18 protein-coding genes are annotated in these 19559 nt (G+C 65.5%); 15 read left to right on the top strand and 3 right to left on the bottom strand.

Translation table 11 applies throughout. The features are described 5' to 3' along the window. Positions 1-7 precede the first annotated feature (7 nt). From nuoN to mtnK, 6 genes are all read left to right on the top strand, one after another. Entirely contained in the window at positions 8-1435 is a 1428-nt protein-coding gene (nuoN, locus tag ACVIJ6_RS28045; protein ID WP_456775357.1) for an NADH-quinone oxidoreductase subunit NuoN, read from the top strand. After that, on the top strand, positions 1436-2245 hold the full coding sequence (locus ACVIJ6_RS28050; protein ID WP_456775358.1) for a biotin--[acetyl-CoA-carboxylase] ligase: 810 nt from the start codon (positions 1436-1438) through the stop codon (positions 2243-2245). Further along, positions 2246-3916 (top strand): ribonuclease J, encoded by a 1671-nt coding sequence (locus tag ACVIJ6_RS28055; RefSeq protein ID WP_456775359.1) that lies wholly within the window; start codon positions 2246-2248, stop codon positions 3914-3916. A gap of 46 nt (positions 3917-3962) precedes the next feature. Continuing rightward, entirely contained in the window at positions 3963-4367 is a 405-nt protein-coding gene (mce, locus tag ACVIJ6_RS28060) for a methylmalonyl-CoA epimerase (RefSeq protein ID WP_456775360.1), read from the top strand. Positions 4368-4379: 12 nt separating this feature from the next. After that, the gene (locus tag ACVIJ6_RS28065) at positions 4380-4655 is read left to right on the top strand and encodes a DUF1467 family protein (protein ID WP_456775361.1); all 276 of its coding nucleotides are present in this window, start codon (positions 4380-4382) and stop codon (positions 4653-4655) included. Positions 4656-4755: 100 nt separating this feature from the next. Further along, positions 4756-6057: an S-methyl-5-thioribose kinase gene (gene mtnK, locus ACVIJ6_RS28070; protein WP_456775362.1), complete on the top strand. Its 1302-nt coding sequence runs from the start codon at positions 4756-4758 to the stop codon at positions 6055-6057. A 255-nt stretch (positions 6058-6312) separates the two neighbouring features. Here the strand turns inward: mtnK and ACVIJ6_RS28075 are convergent, their stop codons facing one another. The 3 genes from ACVIJ6_RS28075 to ACVIJ6_RS28085 are packed head-to-tail and all read right to left on the bottom strand — an operon-like array spanning position 6313 to position 9912. Beyond that, positions 6313-7350 carry an ABC transporter permease gene (locus ACVIJ6_RS28075; RefSeq protein ID WP_456775363.1) on the bottom strand — a complete coding sequence of 346 codons (1038 nt, stop codon included), beginning with the start codon at positions 7348-7350 and terminating at the stop codon, positions 6313-6315. 10 nt (positions 7351-7360) lie between these two features. After that, positions 7361-8866, bottom strand: a complete 1506-nt coding sequence (locus ACVIJ6_RS28080; protein ID WP_456775364.1) for a sugar ABC transporter ATP-binding protein — start codon at positions 8864-8866, stop codon at positions 7361-7363. An 11-nt stretch (positions 8867-8877) separates the two neighbouring features. Further along, positions 8878-9912, bottom strand: coding sequence for a sugar ABC transporter substrate-binding protein (locus ACVIJ6_RS28085; RefSeq protein ID WP_012044567.1), 1035 nt, complete (start codon positions 9910-9912; stop codon positions 8878-8880). A gap of 214 nt (positions 9913-10126) precedes the next feature. Between ACVIJ6_RS28085 and ACVIJ6_RS28090 the strand changes: the two genes are divergently transcribed. From ACVIJ6_RS28090 to proS, 9 genes are all read left to right on the top strand, one after another. After that, positions 10127-10972 (top strand): metallophosphoesterase family protein, encoded by an 846-nt coding sequence (locus tag ACVIJ6_RS28090; protein ID WP_456775365.1) that lies wholly within the window; start codon positions 10127-10129, stop codon positions 10970-10972. Between the two features lie 529 nt (positions 10973-11501). Then, complete coding sequence (locus ACVIJ6_RS28095) at positions 11502-11867, top strand: DUF2946 family protein (protein ID WP_456775366.1); 366 nt, start codon at positions 11502-11504, stop codon at positions 11865-11867. 138 nt (positions 11868-12005) lie between these two features. Continuing rightward, positions 12006-12524 carry a copper chaperone PCu(A)C gene (locus tag ACVIJ6_RS28100; RefSeq protein ID WP_456775367.1) on the top strand — a complete coding sequence of 173 codons (519 nt, stop codon included), beginning with the start codon at positions 12006-12008 and terminating at the stop codon, positions 12522-12524. A 19-nt stretch (positions 12525-12543) separates the two neighbouring features. Beyond that, positions 12544-13329: a DJ-1/PfpI family protein gene (locus ACVIJ6_RS28105; RefSeq protein WP_456775368.1), complete on the top strand. Its 786-nt coding sequence runs from the start codon at positions 12544-12546 to the stop codon at positions 13327-13329. Then, the gene (locus ACVIJ6_RS28110) at positions 13326-13769 is read left to right on the top strand and encodes a DUF2946 family protein (protein ID WP_456775369.1); all 444 of its coding nucleotides are present in this window, start codon (positions 13326-13328) and stop codon (positions 13767-13769) included. The genes ACVIJ6_RS28105 and ACVIJ6_RS28110 overlap by 4 nt, the downstream gene beginning before the upstream one ends. Before the next feature lie 95 nt (positions 13770-13864). Then, positions 13865-16252: a TonB-dependent receptor family protein gene (locus tag ACVIJ6_RS28115; protein WP_456775370.1), complete on the top strand. Its 2388-nt coding sequence runs from the start codon at positions 13865-13867 to the stop codon at positions 16250-16252. Between the two features lie 8 nt (positions 16253-16260). Further along, a complete protein-coding gene (locus ACVIJ6_RS28120) occupies positions 16261-17487 on the top strand; it encodes a sialidase family protein (RefSeq protein ID WP_456775371.1) in 1227 nt (408 codons plus the stop codon). Then, on the top strand, positions 17484-17981 hold the full coding sequence (locus ACVIJ6_RS28125) for a TlpA family protein disulfide reductase (RefSeq protein WP_456775372.1): 498 nt from the start codon (positions 17484-17486) through the stop codon (positions 17979-17981). The genes ACVIJ6_RS28120 and ACVIJ6_RS28125 overlap by 4 nt, the downstream gene beginning before the upstream one ends. 202 nt (positions 17982-18183) lie before the next feature. Then, positions 18184-19518 (top strand): proline--tRNA ligase, encoded by a 1335-nt coding sequence (proS, locus tag ACVIJ6_RS28130; protein ID WP_456775373.1) that lies wholly within the window; start codon positions 18184-18186, stop codon positions 19516-19518. Positions 19519-19559: the final 41 nt, after the last annotated feature.

The following is a 19559-nucleotide window of genomic DNA, read 5'->3' on the forward strand; positions in this document are numbered from 1 at the left end:
AAAGACGATGATCGAGAATCTTGGGCCTCAGCTTTGGGTGGTGCTGCCGGAGCTGCTGCTGGCTTTGGGGGCCATGGCGCTGTTGATGCTGGGCGCGTTTCGCGGGCAGGGGACGACGGGGATCGTCACCGGCCTTGCGGTCGTCCTGCTGATCGTGGTCGGCATCCTGGTGCTCAGGCAGCCGGGCGGCCAGGCCTTCGGCGGCAGCTTCATCGCTGACAGCTACGCGCGCTTCCTGAAGATCCTGGCGATCATCGGCTCGGTCGCCACCTTGGTGATGTCGGCCGAATTCCTGTCGTCGCCGGACCGCCGCATCTTCGAATACGCGATCCTGGTGCTGCTCTCGACGCTCGGCATGCTCGTGCTGATCTCGGCCGGCGACCTGATCACGCTCTATCTCGGCCTCGAGCTGATGTCACTTGCGCTCTATGTCGTCGCGGCCAGCCATCGCGACAACGTCAAGTCGACCGAAGCCGGCCTGAAGTATTTCGTGCTCGGCGCGCTGTCCTCCGGCATGCTGCTGTACGGCGCCTCTCTGATCTACGGTTTCACCGGAACGGTCAGCTTTGCCGGCATTGCGGCCGCAGCCAAGACCGGCAGCGTCGGCATCATCTTTGGCCTCGTCTTCCTGTTCGCCGGCCTGTGCTTCAAGGTGTCGGCGGTGCCGTTCCACATGTGGACGCCGGACGTCTATGAGGGCGCACCGACCCCGGTCACCGCGTTCTTTGCCTCGGCGCCGAAGGTCGCCGCGCTCGCGGTGTTTGCCCGCGTCGCGCTGACCGCGTTCCCCGGCATCACCTTCCAGTGGCAGCAAATCATCGTGTTCGTCTCGATCGCCTCGATGGCGCTCGGCTCGTTCGCGGCGATCGGGCAGACCAATATCAAGCGCCTGATGGCCTATTCCTCGATCGGCCATATGGGCTTCGCGCTGGTCGGCCTCGCCGCCGGCACGGTCGAAGGCGCGCAGGGCGTGCTGACCTACATCGCGATCTATGTCGCGATGACGCTCGGCTCGTTCGCCGTGATCATGGCGATCAAGCGCAACGGCCAGTCGTTCGAGAAGATCAGCGACTTTGCCGGCCTGTCCCGGACCAATCCGCTGCTCGCCTTCTTCTTCGCGATGCTGCTGTTCTCGCTGGCCGGAATTCCGCCGCTCGCGGGCTTCTTTGCCAAATGGTACGTCTTCGTCGCCGCGATCAAGGCGGGGCTGTTCACGCTGTCGGTGATCGGCGTGCTCACCAGCGTGGTCGGCGCCTATTATTACCTGCTGATCGTCAAGACGATGTATTTCGACGAGCCGCTCGCCACGCTCGATCCGGTCCGTGTCGAGCTGCGCACCGTGCTGGCGATCTCCGGCATCTTCAACATCCTGTTCTTCGCCTATCCCGGCCCGCTGGTCAGCGCCGCCGCGGTCGCGGCGAAGTCGCTGTTCTAGATGACCTTTGCTCTGGGGGCCCGTGCCGCTGCCCGCGGCTACGGGCTCGTCGTCTTCGATCAGGCCGGCTCGACCAATATCGAGGCCTTGGCCGCTGCACGGCAAGGCGCCAGGGCGCCTTGCTGGTTCGTCACCACGGAACAGACGGCCGGGCGCGGCCGCCGCCAGCGGCCTTGGGTTGCGCCGCGCGGCAATCTGGCGTCCTCCGTCCTTGAAGTGCTGAATGTCGCGCCGGTCGTCGCCGCGACCCTCGGCTTCGCCGCCTGCCTGGCGATCGAGAACGCGCTGCGGCAGGTAAGCCGCGAGGCTGTGCTGCGATCCGGCGGCAGTTCAGCACTCGATTTTGCGGTGAAATGGCCGAATGACGTGCTCGCCGGCGGGCGCAAGATCGTCGGCATGCTGCTCGAGGCGGAGCAGGTGGCCGGTGGGCTCGCGGTCGTCGCGGGCATCGGAACCAACGTCGTGGCGGCACCGACCGATACCCCGACACCGGCGGTCTCGTTGCGCGATCTTGGCGTCGAGGTCAGCGCCGAGGATCTGTTCTCGGCGCTGACCGAGAACTGGGTGGAATATTTCGGCATCTGGAACGAAGGGCGGGGGTTCGCTGAGATCCGCCGGCTCTGGCTGGAACGCGCGGCCGGCCTCGGCCAGCCAGTCGCCATCAGGTCCGGACATGCTATCATCGAGGGAATTTTCGACACGATCGACGAACAGGGTTGTATGTTGGTGCGGACCGCGGAGGGACGATTGGAGCCGATCACGGCCGGTGATGTTCATTTCGGCTCGGTCGCATCCAAAGGAGCGGTCTAGATGGCGCGTCCCGACGAACTGACATTTGCCCCGCTTGGCGGGGTTGGCGAGATCGGCATGAACCTGTCGATCTACGGCCTCGGCAACCGCCACCAGCGCTCCTGGCTCGCGATCGATCTCGGCGTCTCCTTCGGCGACGAGGAGCATCTGCCGGGCATCGACCTGATCATGCCCGACGTGGCTTTCCTCGAGAAGGAGCGCAACAACCTCGTCGGCTTGGTGCTGACGCACGCGCATGAGGACCATTTCGGCGCCATCATCGATCTGTGGCCGCGGCTGAAATGTCCGATCTACGCGACCAAGTTCAGCGCCGCCTTGTTCGAGGCGAAGTGCGAAGCCGAACGGCTGCCGGCCAAGATCCCGGTGACGGTGATCCCCTCCGGCGGCCGGGTCGATATCGGCCCGTTCAACGTCGAGTTCATTCCGGTCGCGCATTCGATTCCGGAATCGCACGCACTCGCCATCCACACCGAGGTCGGCACCGTCCTGCACACCGGCGATTGGAAGATCGATCCGACGCCGGTGCTGGGCGCGCCGACTGACGAGAAGCGGCTGCGCGAGCTCGGCGATGCCGGGCTGCTGGCGTTGATCGGTGACTCCACCAACGCCGTCCGCGAGGGACGCTCGCCGTCCGAGGCCGAAGTCGCCAAGACCATCGCGATGCTGGTGAAGGAAGCCAAGGGCCGCGTCGCGGTCACCACCTTCGCCTCCAATGTTGCGCGCATCCGTGCCGTCGCTGAAGCCGCACGCGAGGCCGAGCGCGAGGTCGTCATCGTCGGCCGCGCCATGGAACGCGTCGTCCAGGTCGCGCGAGAGACCGGCTATCTCGACGGCGTGCAGAATTTCCGCGGCATGGACCTCTACGGCCATTTCCCGGCCGACAAGGTGCTCGCGCTCTGCACCGGCAGCCAGGGCGAGGCGCGCGCCGCGCTGGCGCGCATCGCCAATGACGATCATCCGCTGGTGACCCTCAACAAGGGCGATACGGTCATCTTCTCCTCGCGCACCATTCCCGGCAATGAGAAGGCGGTCGGCGCCGTCATCAACGGGCTGGTGCAGCAAGGCATCGAGATCATCACCGACCGCAACCATCTGGTCCACGTCTCCGGCCATCCGCGCCGCGACGAGTTGCGCGACATGATCGCCTGGACGCGGCCGCAGCTGCTGATTCCCGTGCATGGCGAGGCGCTGCATCTGCACGAGCACGCGCGGCTGGCGCGCGCCTGCGGCGTGCCGAAGGTGATCACCTGCCGCAATGGCGACCTCGTCAAGCTCGGTCCCGGCGAGCCCGGAATCATCGACGAGCTGCCGGCGGGCCGTCTCTACAAGGACGGCACCATCGTCGAGGACGCGAAATCGCGGGCCGTGGTCGAGCGGCGCAAGATGGCGTTTGCCGGCTGCATCTTCGTCGCTATGGCCATCACCGAGAAGGGCGAACTGGCGGACGATCCCGAAGTCGACATGGTCGGTATCCCCGAGAAGAACGCGGCCGGCGAGGAGATGGACGACATCGTGTTCGACGCCGTCGTCTCGACCTTCGAAGGCCTGCCGCGGGCGCGGCGGCGCGATCCGGATGCGGCGGCGGAATCGGTGCGGCGGGCGGTGCGCGCCGCGGTCAACGAGCAATGGGGCAAGAAGCCGATCTGCCTCGTTCACGTCCTGGAAGTCTGACGCGAGCCGATCAACGGCCGCGCGAAATCAAATGTGGAGGGATGCAATGCTGGGCCGTCTCAATCACGTCGCCATCGCGGTCAAGGATGCGGAGAAGGCCGCCAAGATCTATGGCGCGGCGTTCGGTGCCGAGATTTCGTCAGCCGTGCCGCTGCCGGAGCATGGCGTGATCACCGTGTTCGTGACCTTGCCGAACACCAAGATCGAGTTCATCGAGCCGCTTGGCGAGGCCTCGCCGATCGCCAAATTCCTCGAGCGCAATGCCGATGGCGGCATCCACCATGTCTGCTACGAGGTGGCCGACATCATCGCCTCGCGCGACACGCTGATCAAGGAAGGCGCGCGTGTGCTCGGCGACGGCCAGCCCAAGATCGGCGCCCATGGCAAGCCGGTGCTGTTCCTGCATCCCAAGGATTTTTCCGGCGCGCTCGTTGAAATCGAACAGGCCTGAGGCAGCGCGATCATGGCCTATACGATCTCGACCTGGCTTGCGATCTACTTCGTGCTGTGGTGGGTGACGCTGTTCGTCATCCTGCCGTTCGGCGTGCGCAGCCAGCACGAGACCGGAGGCGTCTCGCCGGGCACCGATCCCGGCGCGCCGACCATCAGCCTGATGGGCCGCCGCCTGATCTGGACGACATCGTTGTCGGCCGTGATCTTCGCGCTCGCGCTCGCGGCCTATCAGGCCGGCTATTTCAGCATCGAGCGGCTGTCGAAGCTGATGGGGCTGCCGTTCTAGGCCGCTTGCGGCGCACAACATTCTTCCGAAGCCGATGCGCGGACGCGCGTCGGCTTTTTTGCTATAGGAGAAGAAAACAAGAGCGACAGGGAGATTGTTCGTGACGACACCGGCCGAAGCCCGCCAGGGGACGCCATCGGGCTATCGCATTTTGAACGAAACCGATCTGCGCGACTATCTCGCAGGCACAGCGGCCGTCGCGGCGCAACTCGGCGGACCGGCCGATCGCTGGTCGATCACCGAGGTCGGCGACGGCAATCTCAACCTCGTCTTCATCGTCAAGGGCTCGTCCGGCGGTCTCGCGGTCAAGCAGGCTCTGCCTTACGTGCGCCTGGTCGGCGAGAGCTGGCCGCTGCCGCTGTCGCGCGCGCATTTCGAGCATCTGGCGCTCAGCCATCAGGGCCGGCTGGCGCCCGGACTGGTGCCGGCCATCATTCATCATGATCCGGCGCTGGCGCTGACCGCGATGGAGCTGCTCGAGCCCCATATCATCATGCGCAAGGGGCTGGTGGCTGGGACGATCTATCCGGCCTTCGTCGATCACATCACGACCTTCATGGCGCGGACGCTGTTCTTTTCGTCCGACCTTGCGCTGTCGGCGGCAGCAAAGAAGGAGGCGATCGCGAGCTTCGCCGGCAATCATGCGCTCTGCAAGATCACCGAGGACCTGATCTTCACCGATCCCTATCGCAGCGCCGAGCAGAACCGCTGGACCTCGCCGTGGCTCGATGCGACCGCGGCTGACATCCGCGCCGACCTCGATCTGCATGTCGCGATCTCCAGGCTGAAGCTGAAGTTCCTGTCGCACGCCGAGGCGCTGATCCATGGCGACCTGCACACGGGATCGATCATGGTCACGGACGCCGAGACCAAGGTGATCGATCCCGAATTCGCCTTCTATGGGCCGATGGGGTTTGACGTCGGCGCCGTGCTCGCCAATCTGCTGATGGCCTATTTTGCCTCCGCCGGTCACGAACGATCGGCCGGCGACAGGGACGCCTTCGAGAGCTGGGTGCTGACCACGGTCGATCAGGTCTGGACCGCGTTCGCGGACAAGTTCCTGGCGCTGTGGCGCCGCGAGGCGACCGGCGATGCCTATCCGCTGTCGTTGTTTCCGGGTGAGGCGGGCGCGGCGCGGCTGGAGGCCGAACGCCAGGCCTATATGGCGAGGCTGTTCCAGGATGCGGTCGGCTTCACCGCCGCCAAGATCATCCGCCGCATCCTTGGCCTCGCGCACAACATCGATTTCGAGCTGATCGAGGACGAGAGGCGACGCGCGACCTGTGAGGCGCGGGCGCTCCGGCTGGCACGAACGCTGATGGTCGAGACGGCGTCGTTCGCGACAATCGAGGCGGTGACGCGTGCCGCACGCGAGCTGCGCCACTGGCAGCCGGCGTTTTGATTCACGTTCATAGTTCGCGTCATTGCGAGGAGCGAAGCGACGAGGCAATCCAGAAGCGCCTCACGACTCTGGATTGCTTCTCTTGCAATGACGCGGAGATATTTCGTAGCCCGGATGAGCGCAGCGACATCCGGGTTCTCCGACGAGGCTCGTTGATCCCGGATATCGCTGCGCTCATCCGGGCTACGGCAGCGCAACCGCAGCAGGCATGAGGCAACTCCACCGTCCCGCTTATCGCGAGCGGAGGCTTACCAATCAGTCCGCCGCTTTTGCCCGCAGCCGCTGCGCGTAGACGTTGATCACCAGCGCGGCGAGCAGGATCAGGCCGCGGATCAGGATCTTCAGGAAGCTGTCGATATTGACGTGGTCGAGGCCGTTGTTGAGCACGCCGAGCACGAACAGGCCGACGATGGTGTTGCCGATGCCGCCGCGGCCGCCGAACAGGCTGGTGCCGCCGACGACGACTGCGGCGATCGAGTCGAGCAGGTAGGTGTCGAACTCGTTCTGCTGCGCGCTGCCGAAATGCGCCACGCCCAGCATGCCGCCGATCCCCGAGCAGACCGCCGAGATCACCATCACGCTGCCGAGGATCAGCTTGACGTTCAGGCCGGAATATTCCGCTGCCTCGCGGTTGCCGCCGACCATGTAGACGTAGCGGCCGAAGCGCGTATAGGTCAGCACGAGGTGGCCGAGCAGCAGCATCAGCGCGGCGACGATCACGATCCAGGGGACGCCTGCGATCGAGCCGGAGCCGAGCGTCGTGATCAGCGGTGGCACCTTGTAGGCGATCTGGCCGCGCACCAGCATCGCCGAGGTGCCGGCGGCGATCTGCATCATCGCGAGCGTCATGATGAAGGAGGGAATGCCGATCACCGTCAGGCCGAAGGCGTTGACGGCGCCGAGCAGCGCGCACAAGGCCAGAGCGAGCAGGATCGCGGCAAAGCCCGGGAGCGGCAGATTGGCGATGTTGACGTAGGAGTCCTGCAAGGTGAAGAAGGCCACCGCGATGCCGGTGACATTGGCGATGGCGGCGATCGAGAGATCGATCTCGGCGCACAGGATCACGAATGTCAGGCCGACCGCGATGATGCCGGTGACCGAGACCTGGGTCAGGATGTTGCCGACATTGTCGAGCGTCGCAAAGGACGGGCTGGCAATCGCGAAGAACGCAGTGAGGAAGATCAAGGTCAGGAACGGCGCGATGTTGCGCATCTGCGAGCGCAGCAACTGGCCGAGGCCGCCCGCGCGTCGCGGCTGCGCCTCCGGCATCGGAACGGTGTCGCCATGCGCCATGACAGTCTCCCTACGCCGCCTCGAGCAGACGGTCTTTGCTGATGGTCTCGCCGGCGAATTCGCGCACGACCTCGCCGCGCTTGAGCACGATGACGCGATCGGCCAGCGACAGCACGGTCTCCGGCTCGGTCGAGAGCACGATGACGGCAATGCCCTGGTCGCGCAGCTGCCGGACGATTCCGATCACGTCGCTCTTGGCGCCGACATCCATGCCGCGGGTCGGCTCGCACAGCACCAGCAGCCGCGGCGGATGGCTGAGCCATTTGGCCAGCGCCACCTTCTGCTGGTTGCCGCCGGAGAGCAGGCCGAGATCGATCTCGACATCGGCGGGCCGGATCTGGAGCTGCTCGACCTGGCGCCTCGCTAGCGCGCGCTCGCGCGACGGCTTCAGCAGCACGGCATTGATGCGATCGAGGATGCTGATCGAGACGTTCTTGTACACCGGCTCCTGCAGGAACAGCATGTCGCGCCGGCTCTCCGGCACGAAGGCGATGCCGGCGCGGCGTGCATCGGCCGTGCTCTTGAAGCGGTTGCGCTCGCCGGCCAGGCGCAACTCGCCGGCATCGGGCGCCAGCTTGCCGAACAGGATCCGCGCCAGCTCGAGCTGGCCGCAGCCCATGAAGCCGTAGATGCCGAGCACCTCGCCGGCGTGAACGGAGAACGACACGCGCTTGAGGCTGCGGGCCAGCGACAGGCCCGCGGCCTCGACCACCACGGGCTTGCCGGCAGGCGGCGCGGGCAGGGTGATGTCGTGGGTGTAGCTGTCCTCCAGCGCATCGCGGCCCTTGCCGATCATGGCCTCGATCAGCGCGGCCTTGCTGGTGTCGGCCGCCCGCGTCTCCATGATCTTGCGGCCGTTGCGGAACACCGTGACCTCGTCGGAGATCAGCAGGATGTCCTCGATGAAATGCGAGATGAAGATGATCCCGGTGCCCTGCTCGCGCAGCTTGCGCAGGGCTGCGAACAGCCGCTCGACCTCGGGCGGCGACAGCGCCGAGGTCGGCTCGTCCAGGATGATGATGCGGGCGCCGGAGAACAGTACCCGCGCGATCTCGATCAACTGCTGCACGCCGATCGGCAGGTCGCCGAGCCGGCCCATCGGATCGGCGTCGATGCCGAGCTTCTTCAATTGCTCGGCCGCCTCGCGCGCCATCCGGCGCCACTGGACGATGCCGAGCGCATTGGTCGGCTGGTTGCCGAGAAACACGTTCTCGGCCACGGTGAGATCAGGTGCGACACTCAGCTCCTGATGCACCATGGCGATGCCGGCGGTGCGGGCGTCGCGGGCGGAGTTGAAATGCACCTCGCGGCCGTCGAGCAGGAAACGGCCGGAGAATCCGGTGTGCACGCCGGCGATGATCTTCATCAGCGTGCTCTTGCCGGCGCCGTTCTCCCCGACGAGACCATGGATCTCGCCGGGACGAAGCGTGAAATCGACGCCGCGCAAGGCGGTGACGCCGCCGAACGACTTGGTGATGTCCTGCAGTTCCAGAAGAGGCGGGCGGCTGTCCGACATGGGAGGAGACTTCAGATCAGGAAGTGATCCTCCATCCATTGCATGCCCGCGGCATTGGCCTTGGTCACGACGGGGCCGTCGGTGATGACATGCTTCGGAATGCCCTGGCCGCTCTTCTCGCCGGCCGTGACCGCCGCCACACCGGCCACGATCGCGCCGCCATGGATGCGGCAGGACGGATTGCGCACGGTCGCGAACATCCGGCCGTCGCTGACGGCCTGGATCGCTGGCGGCATGGCGTCGACGCCGCCGATCAGAATGTTGGTGCGGTTGCGCGCCTTCATGATGTTGTAGGCCGCGAGCGCCATGTCGTCATTGTGGAAGAACGCCGCGTCGATCTGCGGATATTTCGTCAGATAGGTCTCCCACAGCCGCGCGGCCTTGGACACGTCCCAGTCCGCCGGCTGCGTGTCCAGCACCTCGATGTTCGGGAACTGCTTGATCACCGAGTTGAAGCCTTTGGCGCGGCCCTGCGCGCCGGTATGGCCGAGCGCACCCTGCGTCATGATGATCTTGCCCTTGCCGCCCATCGCGTTCGCCAGCGCCTGGGTGACGGATGCGCCCATGAACTCGTTGTCGGGCGCGAGGAAGGAGTGGACGTTGATCTGATCCAGCGGCGCGATCAGCGTGTCCATGTCGATCACGGGGATGCCGGCATCGATCATCTTCTGCACCGGCTGCGTCAGCGTTCCGATGCCGAACGCCTGGATCGCGACGAAGTCCCATTTCTGCGACGCCATATTGTCGATCGCGGCACGCTGCTTCACCGCATCGAGCTGACCGTCGAACCAGGTCACCTCGACATTGAGCAGCTTGCCCCACCATTCCGCCGCCTGCTTGCCCTGGGCGCACCAGGTGGCCTGCAGGCCGGCATTGGAGAACGCCGCCTTGAGCGGCTTTTCGGAGCGGCCCATCTCGGCGGCGAGCGCCGGATTGATGCCGAAACCGGCGAGCAGGGCCGCCGCGGAGCCCGCGGCTGTCGCCGCCTGGAGAAGATCGCGCCTCGTCTTGACCGTTGTCTTGGATGTTTTGTCAGTGCCGGACATCCCGTGCTCCCTGTCCCATTGTTGTCTGGCGGCGTCATTGATCGCGCCGCCAAGGCCTGCAGTGTTTCACAACCTTCCTCATCTAGCTACAGCCGGATGTTGTGCGGTGCGTCTGTTGTCTGTGGCGCTGCACGCGTGATGTCAGAAAACCGTGATGCGGCCATGCTACGCGGCGGCGGCACTTGATCGTTCAAGGCATCTTCGGAGATGCGGCATGGCATCGACACGTATCGCCGTGATCGGCGACATTCATCACGGCCAGGACACGCCGACGAAGCGGGGCTCACGCGCGCTACCGCTGCTGGAGCAGTTTGTCGCAGAGGTCAACGGCGCTGGTTTCGATGCGGTCATCGATCTCGGAGATCGGATCTCCGACGAGGATCCGGAACGCGATCGCCTGTTGCAGAGCGATGTGGCGATGTGTTTCGCCCAGCTCGACGCGAGCCGGCATCACCTCAGCGGCAATCATGACGTCGCGATGCTGACGCTCGCCGACAATGAAGCGATTCTCGATCGGCCGTGCGGCTCGCGCGTCCTTGTCATCGGGCAGGTCAGGTGTGTGTTCTGGCAGCCCGATGTGCGGCTCACCCGCGAGCAGGGTCTGCATCTGTCTCCCGGCGATCTCGAAAGGCTGGTCCAACTGCTCGCGCAGGATGATCGCCCGAGTTTGCTGGTCAGTCACGTGCCGCTGTCGGGGCATGCCCAGACCGGCAACTACTATTTCGAAGCCAATCCGGGTCACGCGACCTATGCCGAGGGGGCCGCGATTCGCGCAGCCATCGCCAGCGCGCCGGGTCCGATCGTGGCGCTCGCGGGGCATGTGCATTGGAATACGCTGACGACGGTCGACGGCACGCCGCACATCACCTTGCAGTCGCTGACCGAAACCTTCATTTCCGGTGATGCGGCGGGAGCCTTTGGCGTGCTCGAGATCGACGGCGAGGACCTGCGCTGGACTGTGCGTGGGCGGGAGCCGCTGTCGCTCACGCTGCCATGGCCGACGACAAAACCGACATGGCGTGCACCATTGCCATGCTTTGCGGCTGCAGGCGCGGCGTGAGCGAGTCTGCGCCGATCCGGCTATTCAGGCAGCGTTCATGCGGGGGAGCCTAGGGTCATCTGGATGCGGTTGACCGGCAAAAAAATAGAGCAGGGCAGCGGGCCCTGCTCGGAAATTGTGTCGACCCTTTGATATCCCGCAAGTTCAGATTTGATCTTGTTAAGCGGGGTGACGCTGCTTGTTGCGCGCCAGGGCTCCTCCCGAGACTTGGACCACCAGACTTCCGCAAGCGTTAGCCTGAGGCCCAAATTCGTAGACGATCTTTTTGCGTTTGTCATCCTTTTCGGCAACGATTGTTCAAATTTCGCGCAGTCGATGAAATGATCGGTAAGTGCTTGCAATTGGCGCGCTTTGTTTTCGACTTTTCCGGTCGTTGGTGCTGAAATACCACAATGGCAAGGCGCGATTGCGCGCCGCGGGGTTGTTCTTAGTCAACGAACGCTGGCGAAATGTGCGCAGTGTGTTCTGAGTGGCCTCGACTCGGGGCGCTGGCTCGGTCACAACGGGTCCGTTCATTTGGCAGGCTTTGATGCGGCAGCGGCTGCAAGCGTTTCTTCCGATCGTGCTGATCGCGCTGATGGTGCAGATCCTGGCGCCGATCGGGGCTGCCTGGGCGGCCGCCCTCGTCAACGCCGACCCGCTGCGCGGCGTCGAGATCTGCCACAGCCAATCCGGTTCCCAGCCAGCGGATGACGAGTCGCGCGGCAAGCCTGGCGCCGCTTCCTGCGCGCTGTGTTGCACGGCGCAGCCGGCCACGCTGGATGGGCCGGACCTGTCGGCCGTCGATGTTCCCCGACGTGACGCGTTCGACGTCATCTGGCGGACGACCGCCTCGGACGTCGCGTCCGCGCACAGCTTTACCAACGCACAGGCCAGAGCACCGCCTGTCGTGTGAAGCGTGGCCGCGCGCTGCGGCCGCTGTCTCCCGAAATGTTCGTTTTTGTTTCTGCCGTCTGCCCAGCCCGTTGGGCGGACTGACACGCGCCAAGGCACGAAGCCGGCGCATCGCGACCACGACCGAAAGGATCCTCACATGACGTTGCTCGGACGCTCTCTGTTTGCACTCGCTCTTCTGCTGGCCGGTTCTCCCGCGGCGTTCGCTGCGGACGTGAAGGCTGGTGACCTCGTGATCACGCAGCCCTGGAGCCGCGCAACCCCCGGCGGAGCCAAGACCGGCGCGGGTTATCTCACCATCGAAAACAAGGGCAGCGCGCCGGATCGCCTCGTCGCTGTCTCCGGTGATGTCGCCGGCCGGATCGAAGTTCACGAGATGGCGGTCAGCAATGGCGTGATGACGATGCGGCCGCTGGAGAAGGGATTGGTGATCGAGCCCGGCAAGACCGTCGCGCTGGCGCCGGGCGGCTATCACCTGATGCTGATGGAGCTGAAGAGCCCGCTGAAGCAGGGCGACAAGCTGCCGGTCACGCTGGAATTCGAGAAGGCCGGCAAGGTCGCCGTCACGCTCGAGGTGCAGGCGGTCGGCGCCAAGGGGCCGGGCGGCGAGGGCGGCAGCATGATGAAGCAGCACGACCATTCGGGAATGAAGATGTAACGCGGCGACGGGGGCATTCGTGGACCGACGCGTCTTCAACACGTCGCTTCTGGCGGGGTCACTGGCCGGCTTGCTGCTGCCGGGCGCACGAGCTGCGGAGACACCGCGACCGGCGGCCAAGCCGGTCATCGGCCTGCTCGTCTATCCCGGGATGATTCTGCTCGATCTCACCGGGCCGCTGACCGTCTTCAACATCATGCAGGCCGACATCCGACTGATCGGAGCGTCGATGGCTCCGGTCATGACGGATGTCGGAATTCCCGTGACTCCAACCCACAGCTTCGAGACCGCCGCGACCGGGCTCGATGTGCTGTTCGTTCCGGGCGGGCTGAAAGGCACCGTCGACGGCATGAACGATCCGCGCACGATCGATTTCGTCGCCAGGCGCGGCGAAACCGCGCGCTTCGTCACCAGCGTCTGCACCGGCGCGCTGCTGCTCGGCGCGGCGGGTCTGTTGAAGGGCTACAAGGCGACGTCGCACTGGTACGTGCGCGATTTGCTGCCGCTGATGGGCGCCACCATGATCGCGGATCGCGTGGTGTCGGACCGCAACCGCATCACGGCCGGTGGCGTCACCGCGGGCATCGATTTTGGCCTGGCGCTGGCCGCGCAGCTCACCGACGAAGACACCGCGCGGCGCATCCAGCTTCTGATCGAATATGATCCGCAGCCGCCCTTCGCAGCCGGATCGCCGGAGCGTGCCGGGACGGAAGCTACCCACGCGGTGCTGACCCAGCGCGGCCCGCTGATCCGGCTGGCCGAGCAGGCGGCGCGCGCCGCCGGCGCAAGGATCGGCGTGCCATGAGCTCAGCCCTCGCGATCTCCACCGCGTTGCGCAAGCGCCGTCGCCGTGCTCACGGCGACGCGCGGCGCGGTTGGATCGCGCGGGTTCTGCCGCTTGCGGTGCTGGCGCTGATCATCCAGCTGCTGGCGCCGGTGGTGTCGTCGGCGATGGCGGCGGCCGCTATCGGCGCGGTCGATCCGCTTGCCGGCGCCGTGATCTGCCACGCCGAGCCGGATGCTTCGCCGTCGAGCCGCGATGCCGACCGCACGGCCTGCGGCCTGGATTGCGTGATGTGCTGCGTGCTTCACGCCGCGGCCGTTCTCGACACGCCGCCTGCACCGACCTCCGCAGCTCCGCAGCGCGGCTGGGTGCGGATCGCATGGGGTGGGTGTGAGCTCGGCCTGGTCCATCTCCTCGCCCGCTCACAAACCCAGCCGCGAGCGCCTCCTTTCCCCGTCTGACCACGACTGTCGTCGCCGACGCGGCAGCAGCTCGCGCGGCTTTGCATCTGATCAGGAAGACCGGCCGAAGCTGCCGGCATTGGGGAAAGTCAATCATGTTTCGTCGTCATTCCCTGGGTGGTGTGAGCGTCATCGCCATCGCGTGGCTGCAGCCGGCCACGATCGTGCACGCTCAGACCGAGAGAGAATTGCCGTCCGTCACCGTCGACGCGCCGCGCGCCGCGACGCCACGGGCCGCGCGCAAGCCGGCCGCACAGGCCAGCGCTGCCCGCGCGCCGAAGCCGGCCGCCGCGTCCGCAGCCAACACATCCGTCCAGGGACCGGCGGCATCGGGCCGGGTCGCCGGGGCGACCGACGCCCGTGACCAGCTCAGCCAGGCGCCCGCCGGCCAGACCGCGACCACGATCGACCGCAGCCGTTATGACGACCGGCCGGCCTTCACCGTCGGCGACATCCTGCGCGAGAGCCCCGGCGTGTCGCTGAAGCAGGGCAACGGGCCGCGCGATCTCGGCATCTCGATCCGCGGCTCCAATGCCCGCAACGGCTTCGCCATCCGCAACATCGTGCTGTTCGAGGACGGCTTTCCGGTCACCCAGCCGGACGGATTGTCGCGCAGCGACCTAATCGATCCCCACGCCTATGGCGCGGTCGATGTCATCAGGGGGCCGTCCTCCGCGCTCTTCGGCAATTACGCAACCGGAGGCGCGATCAATTTCCGCACCCGTCCGGGCGGCACGATCGACGGCGCCGAGATCGGCAGCGAGGGCGGCAGCTTCGGCTATCTCAGCAACTACATGGCGTTCGGCAAGAAGGTCGGCAATTTCGAGGGCTCGCTGTTCACCAGCGACGCGCGCGGCGACGGCTTCCTCGGCAACAGCTGGTTCAACACCCAGACTGTCAACTTCCTCGGCACCTTCAAGGCGACGCCCGATGACCGGTTCACGGTCAAGATCATCAACAACGACCTCTTCACGCGGCTCCCGCTCCGATACACGCTGAGCCAGTACACTCAAAACCCGTATCAGCAGGGCTGCACCACCGGGAAGTCCCTGGCGGCCGGCTGCGCGACCGTTGGGCTCAACAACAACGGCTTCAATACGCTTGGTGGTGTCGACACGGAGACCGCGCTTCAGGCCGGGCTCGGCCGCAACGACCGCCGCACCATCGTCGGCGGCCGCTGGGAGCATGACTTTGACAACAACACGACCTGGCGCAACCAATTCGTGTTCGATGACCGCAACATCAGCCAGCCGACCAACTCGACCAGCTCGATCGGCGACTATCCGTCCTACAACTACATGAGCGACATCACCCGGCGCGGTGAAATCTTCGGCCTGGAATCAACCGCCTTCTTCGGAGCCTTCTACAACACGCTGACCGCATCGGGGGATACGCGCTTCGTCGTGCCCGGCGGCAATGCGGCGCTGGGCCGGCTGTCCGCCAACACCTGGAGCGAGACGACGAATTATGGCCTGCGGGCGCGCGAGGAGCTCAAGCTGACCGCGGCTCTGACCGCGGTGGCCGGGCTCGGATGGGAGCGCACGCATCTGCGTGGCGTGAACACGGCGTATAGCTACAAGGACGCAGTCGGCACCGCGACCACCGCCATCACCACCGCGGACCGGCAGTTCGACAATCTCGCTCCCGAGCTGGCGCTGCTCTACAAGGTGAACAGCGACTGGCTGCTGCGGGCCCGTGTCGCCAGCGGCTATGGCACGCCGCAGGTCTCGAACCTGTTCGTGTTGCCGACCGGAGACAACGGTAACAACACCCAGCTGCAGTCGCAGACCAACCTGGGCTACGATGTGGGCTTCGACTGGACGCCGAACCGGGCGATGACGTTGAGCGCGACGGGCTTCTACGAGTTCTTCCGCAACGAGCTCGTCACACAGGCCGTCACAGGTACGCAAAACACGTCCTACACCTTCAATGCACCGCGTTCGGAGCATCGTGGCGTCGAACTGGCGGCTGACTGGAGGTTCCTGCCAGGTTGGCGGTTCACCGCTGCCTACACCTACCTCGATCAGGTCTACACCGAATATACCGAGAACCTTGTGGGTGCCTCGAAGCTGTTCAGCTTCAATCGTGCCGGCAACAAGATCCCCGGAATATCGCCCAACGAGCTGACGGCGCGGATCGGCTACGATCACGATAGCGGGAGATTCGCCGGGCTCGGTGCTTTCGTCGAGGTCCAATGGAAGGATTCCTTCTACATGGACAACGCGAATTTGCTCAAGGCGCCGGGCTATGAGCTGGTCAATCTGAATGTCCACTACAAGACCGAGCTCGCCTCAGACACGTTCAAGTCGATGAACGTCTTCTTCGAGGTCCGTAATCTGTTCGATCGCACCTACATCGCCTCGGCGAACAATCTGCAGAACACGGTGGCGGGGACCGGCGTGCAGGGGCTGGCGGGCACCGGAACAATCTATGCCGGCTCCCCGCGCGCGTTCCTGGCCGGCATGAAGGTGGCATTCCGATGAGGAGCGGCATGACAAGCAAAGCACGGCTCAGGAGCGGTCTGCTCGGACTGGCGATCGCCGTTTTCGCTCCGCTGACTGGTCACGCCCAGATGGCGCATCAGCACGGCTCGGATGCGGCATGCGAGGGCACCGAGCTCCGCTGCGCCACCAAGGTCACGCCGTTCTTTGCGCAGGACGGCAAGCTCTGGCTGGCCTGGATGGCCGGTGGACGGGTCTCGGTGGCGAGCTCGACCGACGCCGGCAAGACATATTCGGCATCCGTGCCGGTCAATGAGCAGCCGCTCAACCTCGACTGGGGGCCAGACGCCCGGCCCAAGCTGGTGGTCGACGGCAAAGGCGGCATCGCGGTGGCGTTCTCGATCTTCCGCGACCAGGCCTTCAACGGGCAGGTGCTCACCACCCGATCAGACGATGGCGGCAAGAGTTTCGCGCCGCCGCGCCCGCTCACGGCGAACAATGAGAGCCAGCGCTTCGAGGCGCTGGCGCTCGACCAGGACGGTACGGTGTTTGTGGCGTGGCTTGACAAGCGCAACCGCGCTCCGGCGAAGGCGGCCGGGCGCTCCTATCACGGGGCCGGCTTGTTCTTCGCGTCGTCGCGCGATGGCGGCGCAACCTATGCCGAGGCGACGCTGGCCCAGGACAACACCTGCGAATGCTGCAGGCTCGGCGTGGCGTTCGCCGGGCCCGGACGCCCGGTGGTGATGCTCCGTAACATCTTCGATGGCGGTGTGCGCGACCATGCCGTGATCACGTTCAGCGATCCCGCGACGCCCGGCGAACCGCATCGGGTGAGCACCGACGATTGGCAGATCAAGGCGTGCCCGCACCAGGGGCCCAGCCTGACCGTGGCGCCGGGCGGCACTTACCATGTCGCGTGGTTCACGAGCGGCAAGGTTCGCAAGGGGCTGTTCTATGCGCATTCGCGCGACGGCGGTCGAACCTTCTCCGAACCCTTGGCGATCGGGCAGGCGGATCGCAATCCGACGCGGCCTTATCTGCTGGCGACGCCCGAGGCCACGACGCTGGTGTGGAAGGAGTTCGACGGCGAGCGGACCACCGTCATGGTCATGCAATCCAGGGACGATGGCGAGACGTGGTCGAAGCCGCGGGCGGTCGCCAGCACGGACAATGCGTCCGACCATCCGCTGCTGGTCGCTCATGGCGGCAAGGTGTTCTTGTCGTGGATGACCAAGGCGGACGGCTATCGGCTGCAGGCGATCGGAGACGAGTCATGAAGCGGGCTTTGTTGGGCCTTGTCATCGGCGGCCTGGTCGCCTGCGTGGCGTCGAGCGCCGCGGCTCCGCCAGCGCTGAAGCCGTTCGAGCGCGGCAGCTGGCGCGAGGTGCTGCGCGCCCATGCGGGGCGGCCGACCCTGATCCATTTCTGGGGCGTGACGTGCGGTCCCTGCAAGATCGAACTGCCGCAACTCGGCAAGTTCATGGCCGGTCATCCCGAAATCGACGTCGTCACGGTCAGCGCCGACCTCGTGCCCAACCTGAACGCCGCGACCCAGAGCATGCTGGACAAAGCGGGTCTCGCCGCCGCCGAAAACTTCATCTTCAACGACGGCTATGTCGAGCGTCTCAGGTTCGAGGTCGATCCGAGCTGGCAAGGCGACATTCCCCGGACCATGCTGGTCACCCGCGACGGCGCGATCTCGACGATCGAAGGCAGCGCCGAGATCAGCGATCTCGACAAATGGTCGTCGGAGCAGGGGCGGCCGCAATAAGGCGGTTCGGGGCCCGCCGGCGGCCACCATTGCGGCCGGCGCCACCGGCGCTTGCGATGCGTTCATGCGTCGCTTCAGCCAAACCGGTAAAATGATTGGGAATCCGGCGGCTTAGCCGCTTTTTCTCAATCCCAGTCTTGTGTTTTGCCGCCTGATCCGGTTTGACTGCGCCAGCCCGAACCGAATCTCGAAGGCCTCCCCCATGCGTTTGTCGCGGTTTTTCCTGCCCATTCTGAAAGAAAATCCGAAGGAGGCGGAGATCGTCTCGCACCGGCTGATGCTGCGCGCGGGGATGCTGCGGCAGGAGGCGGCCGGCATCTATGCCTGGCTGCCGCTGGGCTTCAAGGTGCTGAAGAAGATCGAGCAGATCGTGCGCGAGGAGCAGAACCGCGCCGGGGCGCTGGAGCTGTTGATGCCGACCCTGCAACTCGCCGACCTCTGGCGCGAGAGCGGCCGCTACGATGCCTATGGTCCGGAGATGCTGCGCATCAGCGATCGCCACAAGCGCGAGTTGCTGTACGGGCCGACCAATGAGGAAATGATCACGGAAATCTTCCGTGCCTATGTGAAGTCCTACCGTAACCTGCCGCTCAATCTCTATCATATCCAATGGAAATTCCGCGACGAGCAGCGTCCGCGCTTCGGCGTGATGCGCGGTCGCGAGTTCCTGATGAAGGACGCCTATTCGTTCGACCTCGACGAGGCCGGCGCGCGGCGCGCCTATAACAAGATGTTCGTGGCCTATCTGCGCACTTTCGCGCGCATGGGCCTGAAGGGCATTCCGATGCGCGCCGAGACCGGCCCGATCGGCGGCGATCTCAGCCATGAATTCATCGTGCTCGCCGAGACTGGCGAGTCCGGCGTGTATTGCGACCGCAACGTGCTCGACCTGCCGATCCCGCCGGCGTCCGTCGACTATGACGGCGACCTGACGCCGATCATCAAGCAATGGACCTCGCTCTATGCTGCGACCGAGGACGTCCATGATGCGGCCCGCTTCGAGGCCGAAGTGCCCGAGGAGCGGCGCGTCCACACCCGCGGCATCGAGGTCGGCCAGATCTTCTATTTCGGCACCAAATATTCCGAGCCGATGAAGGCGCTGGTGGCGGGCCCCGACGGGACGGAGGTCACCATCCATGGCGGCTCCTATGGCGTCGGCGTGTCGCGCCTCGCGGGCGCCATCATCGAGGCCTGCCACGACGATGCCGGCATCAAATGGCCGGAAGAGGTGGCGCCGTTCCGCGCCGTGATCCTCAATCTGAAGCAGGGCGGCTCGGATACCGACGCCGCCTGTGAGCAGCTCTATCGTGATCTCCTCGCCAAGGGCGTCGACGTGCTCTATGACGACACCGAGCAGCGCGCCGGCGGCAAATTCGCCACCGCCGATCTGATCGGCATTCCCTGGCAGATCATGGTCGGACCCAAGAGCCTTGCTGAAGGCAAGGTCGAGGTGAAGACCCGCAGCGACGGCGCGCGGCAAATGATGTCGCCGGCCGATGTCGTGGCGAGGCTCGGTGGCGGAACCGTGGCCGGTTGAGCTGTTCGTTCGGTCGTCGGATTATCCACCGGGCCGCTCGG

The sequence above is a fragment of the Bradyrhizobium sp. USDA 4369 genome (genome assembly GCF_054056435.1).

Excerpts from the sequence above, each read along its gene's own strand:
- nuoN (WP_456775357.1), top strand. The coding sequence starts at position 8 with ATGATCGAGAATCTTGGGCCTCAGCTTTGGGTGGTGCTGCCGGAGCTG.
- ACVIJ6_RS28050 (WP_456775358.1), top strand. The coding sequence starts at position 1,436 with ATGACCTTTGCTCTGGGGGCCCGTGCCGCTGCCCGCGGCTACGGGCTC.
- ACVIJ6_RS28055 (WP_456775359.1), top strand. The coding sequence starts at position 2,246 with ATGGCGCGTCCCGACGAACTGACATTTGCCCCGCTTGGCGGGGTTGGC.
- mce (WP_456775360.1), top strand. The coding sequence starts at position 3,963 with ATGCTGGGCCGTCTCAATCACGTCGCCATCGCGGTCAAGGATGCGGAG.
- ACVIJ6_RS28065 (WP_456775361.1), top strand. The coding sequence starts at position 4,380 with ATGGCCTATACGATCTCGACCTGGCTTGCGATCTACTTCGTGCTGTGG.
- ACVIJ6_RS28075 (WP_456775363.1), bottom strand. The coding sequence starts at position 7,350 with ATGGCGCATGGCGACACCGTTCCGATGCCGGAGGCGCAGCCGCGACGC.
- ACVIJ6_RS28080 (WP_456775364.1), bottom strand. The coding sequence starts at position 8,866 with ATGTCGGACAGCCGCCCGCCTCTTCTGGAACTGCAGGACATCACCAAG.
- ACVIJ6_RS28085 (WP_012044567.1), bottom strand. The coding sequence starts at position 9,912 with ATGTCCGGCACTGACAAAACATCCAAGACAACGGTCAAGACGAGGCGC.
- ACVIJ6_RS28090 (WP_456775365.1), top strand. The coding sequence starts at position 10,127 with ATGGCATCGACACGTATCGCCGTGATCGGCGACATTCATCACGGCCAG.
- ACVIJ6_RS28095 (WP_456775366.1), top strand. The coding sequence starts at position 11,502 with ATGCGGCAGCGGCTGCAAGCGTTTCTTCCGATCGTGCTGATCGCGCTG.
- ACVIJ6_RS28100 (WP_456775367.1), top strand. The coding sequence starts at position 12,006 with ATGACGTTGCTCGGACGCTCTCTGTTTGCACTCGCTCTTCTGCTGGCC.
- ACVIJ6_RS28110 (WP_456775369.1), top strand. The coding sequence starts at position 13,326 with ATGAGCTCAGCCCTCGCGATCTCCACCGCGTTGCGCAAGCGCCGTCGC.
- ACVIJ6_RS28115 (WP_456775370.1), top strand. The coding sequence starts at position 13,865 with ATGTTTCGTCGTCATTCCCTGGGTGGTGTGAGCGTCATCGCCATCGCG.
- ACVIJ6_RS28120 (WP_456775371.1), top strand. The coding sequence starts at position 16,261 with ATGACAAGCAAAGCACGGCTCAGGAGCGGTCTGCTCGGACTGGCGATC.
- ACVIJ6_RS28125 (WP_456775372.1), top strand. The coding sequence starts at position 17,484 with ATGAAGCGGGCTTTGTTGGGCCTTGTCATCGGCGGCCTGGTCGCCTGC.
- proS (WP_456775373.1), top strand. The coding sequence starts at position 18,184 with ATGCGTTTGTCGCGGTTTTTCCTGCCCATTCTGAAAGAAAATCCGAAG.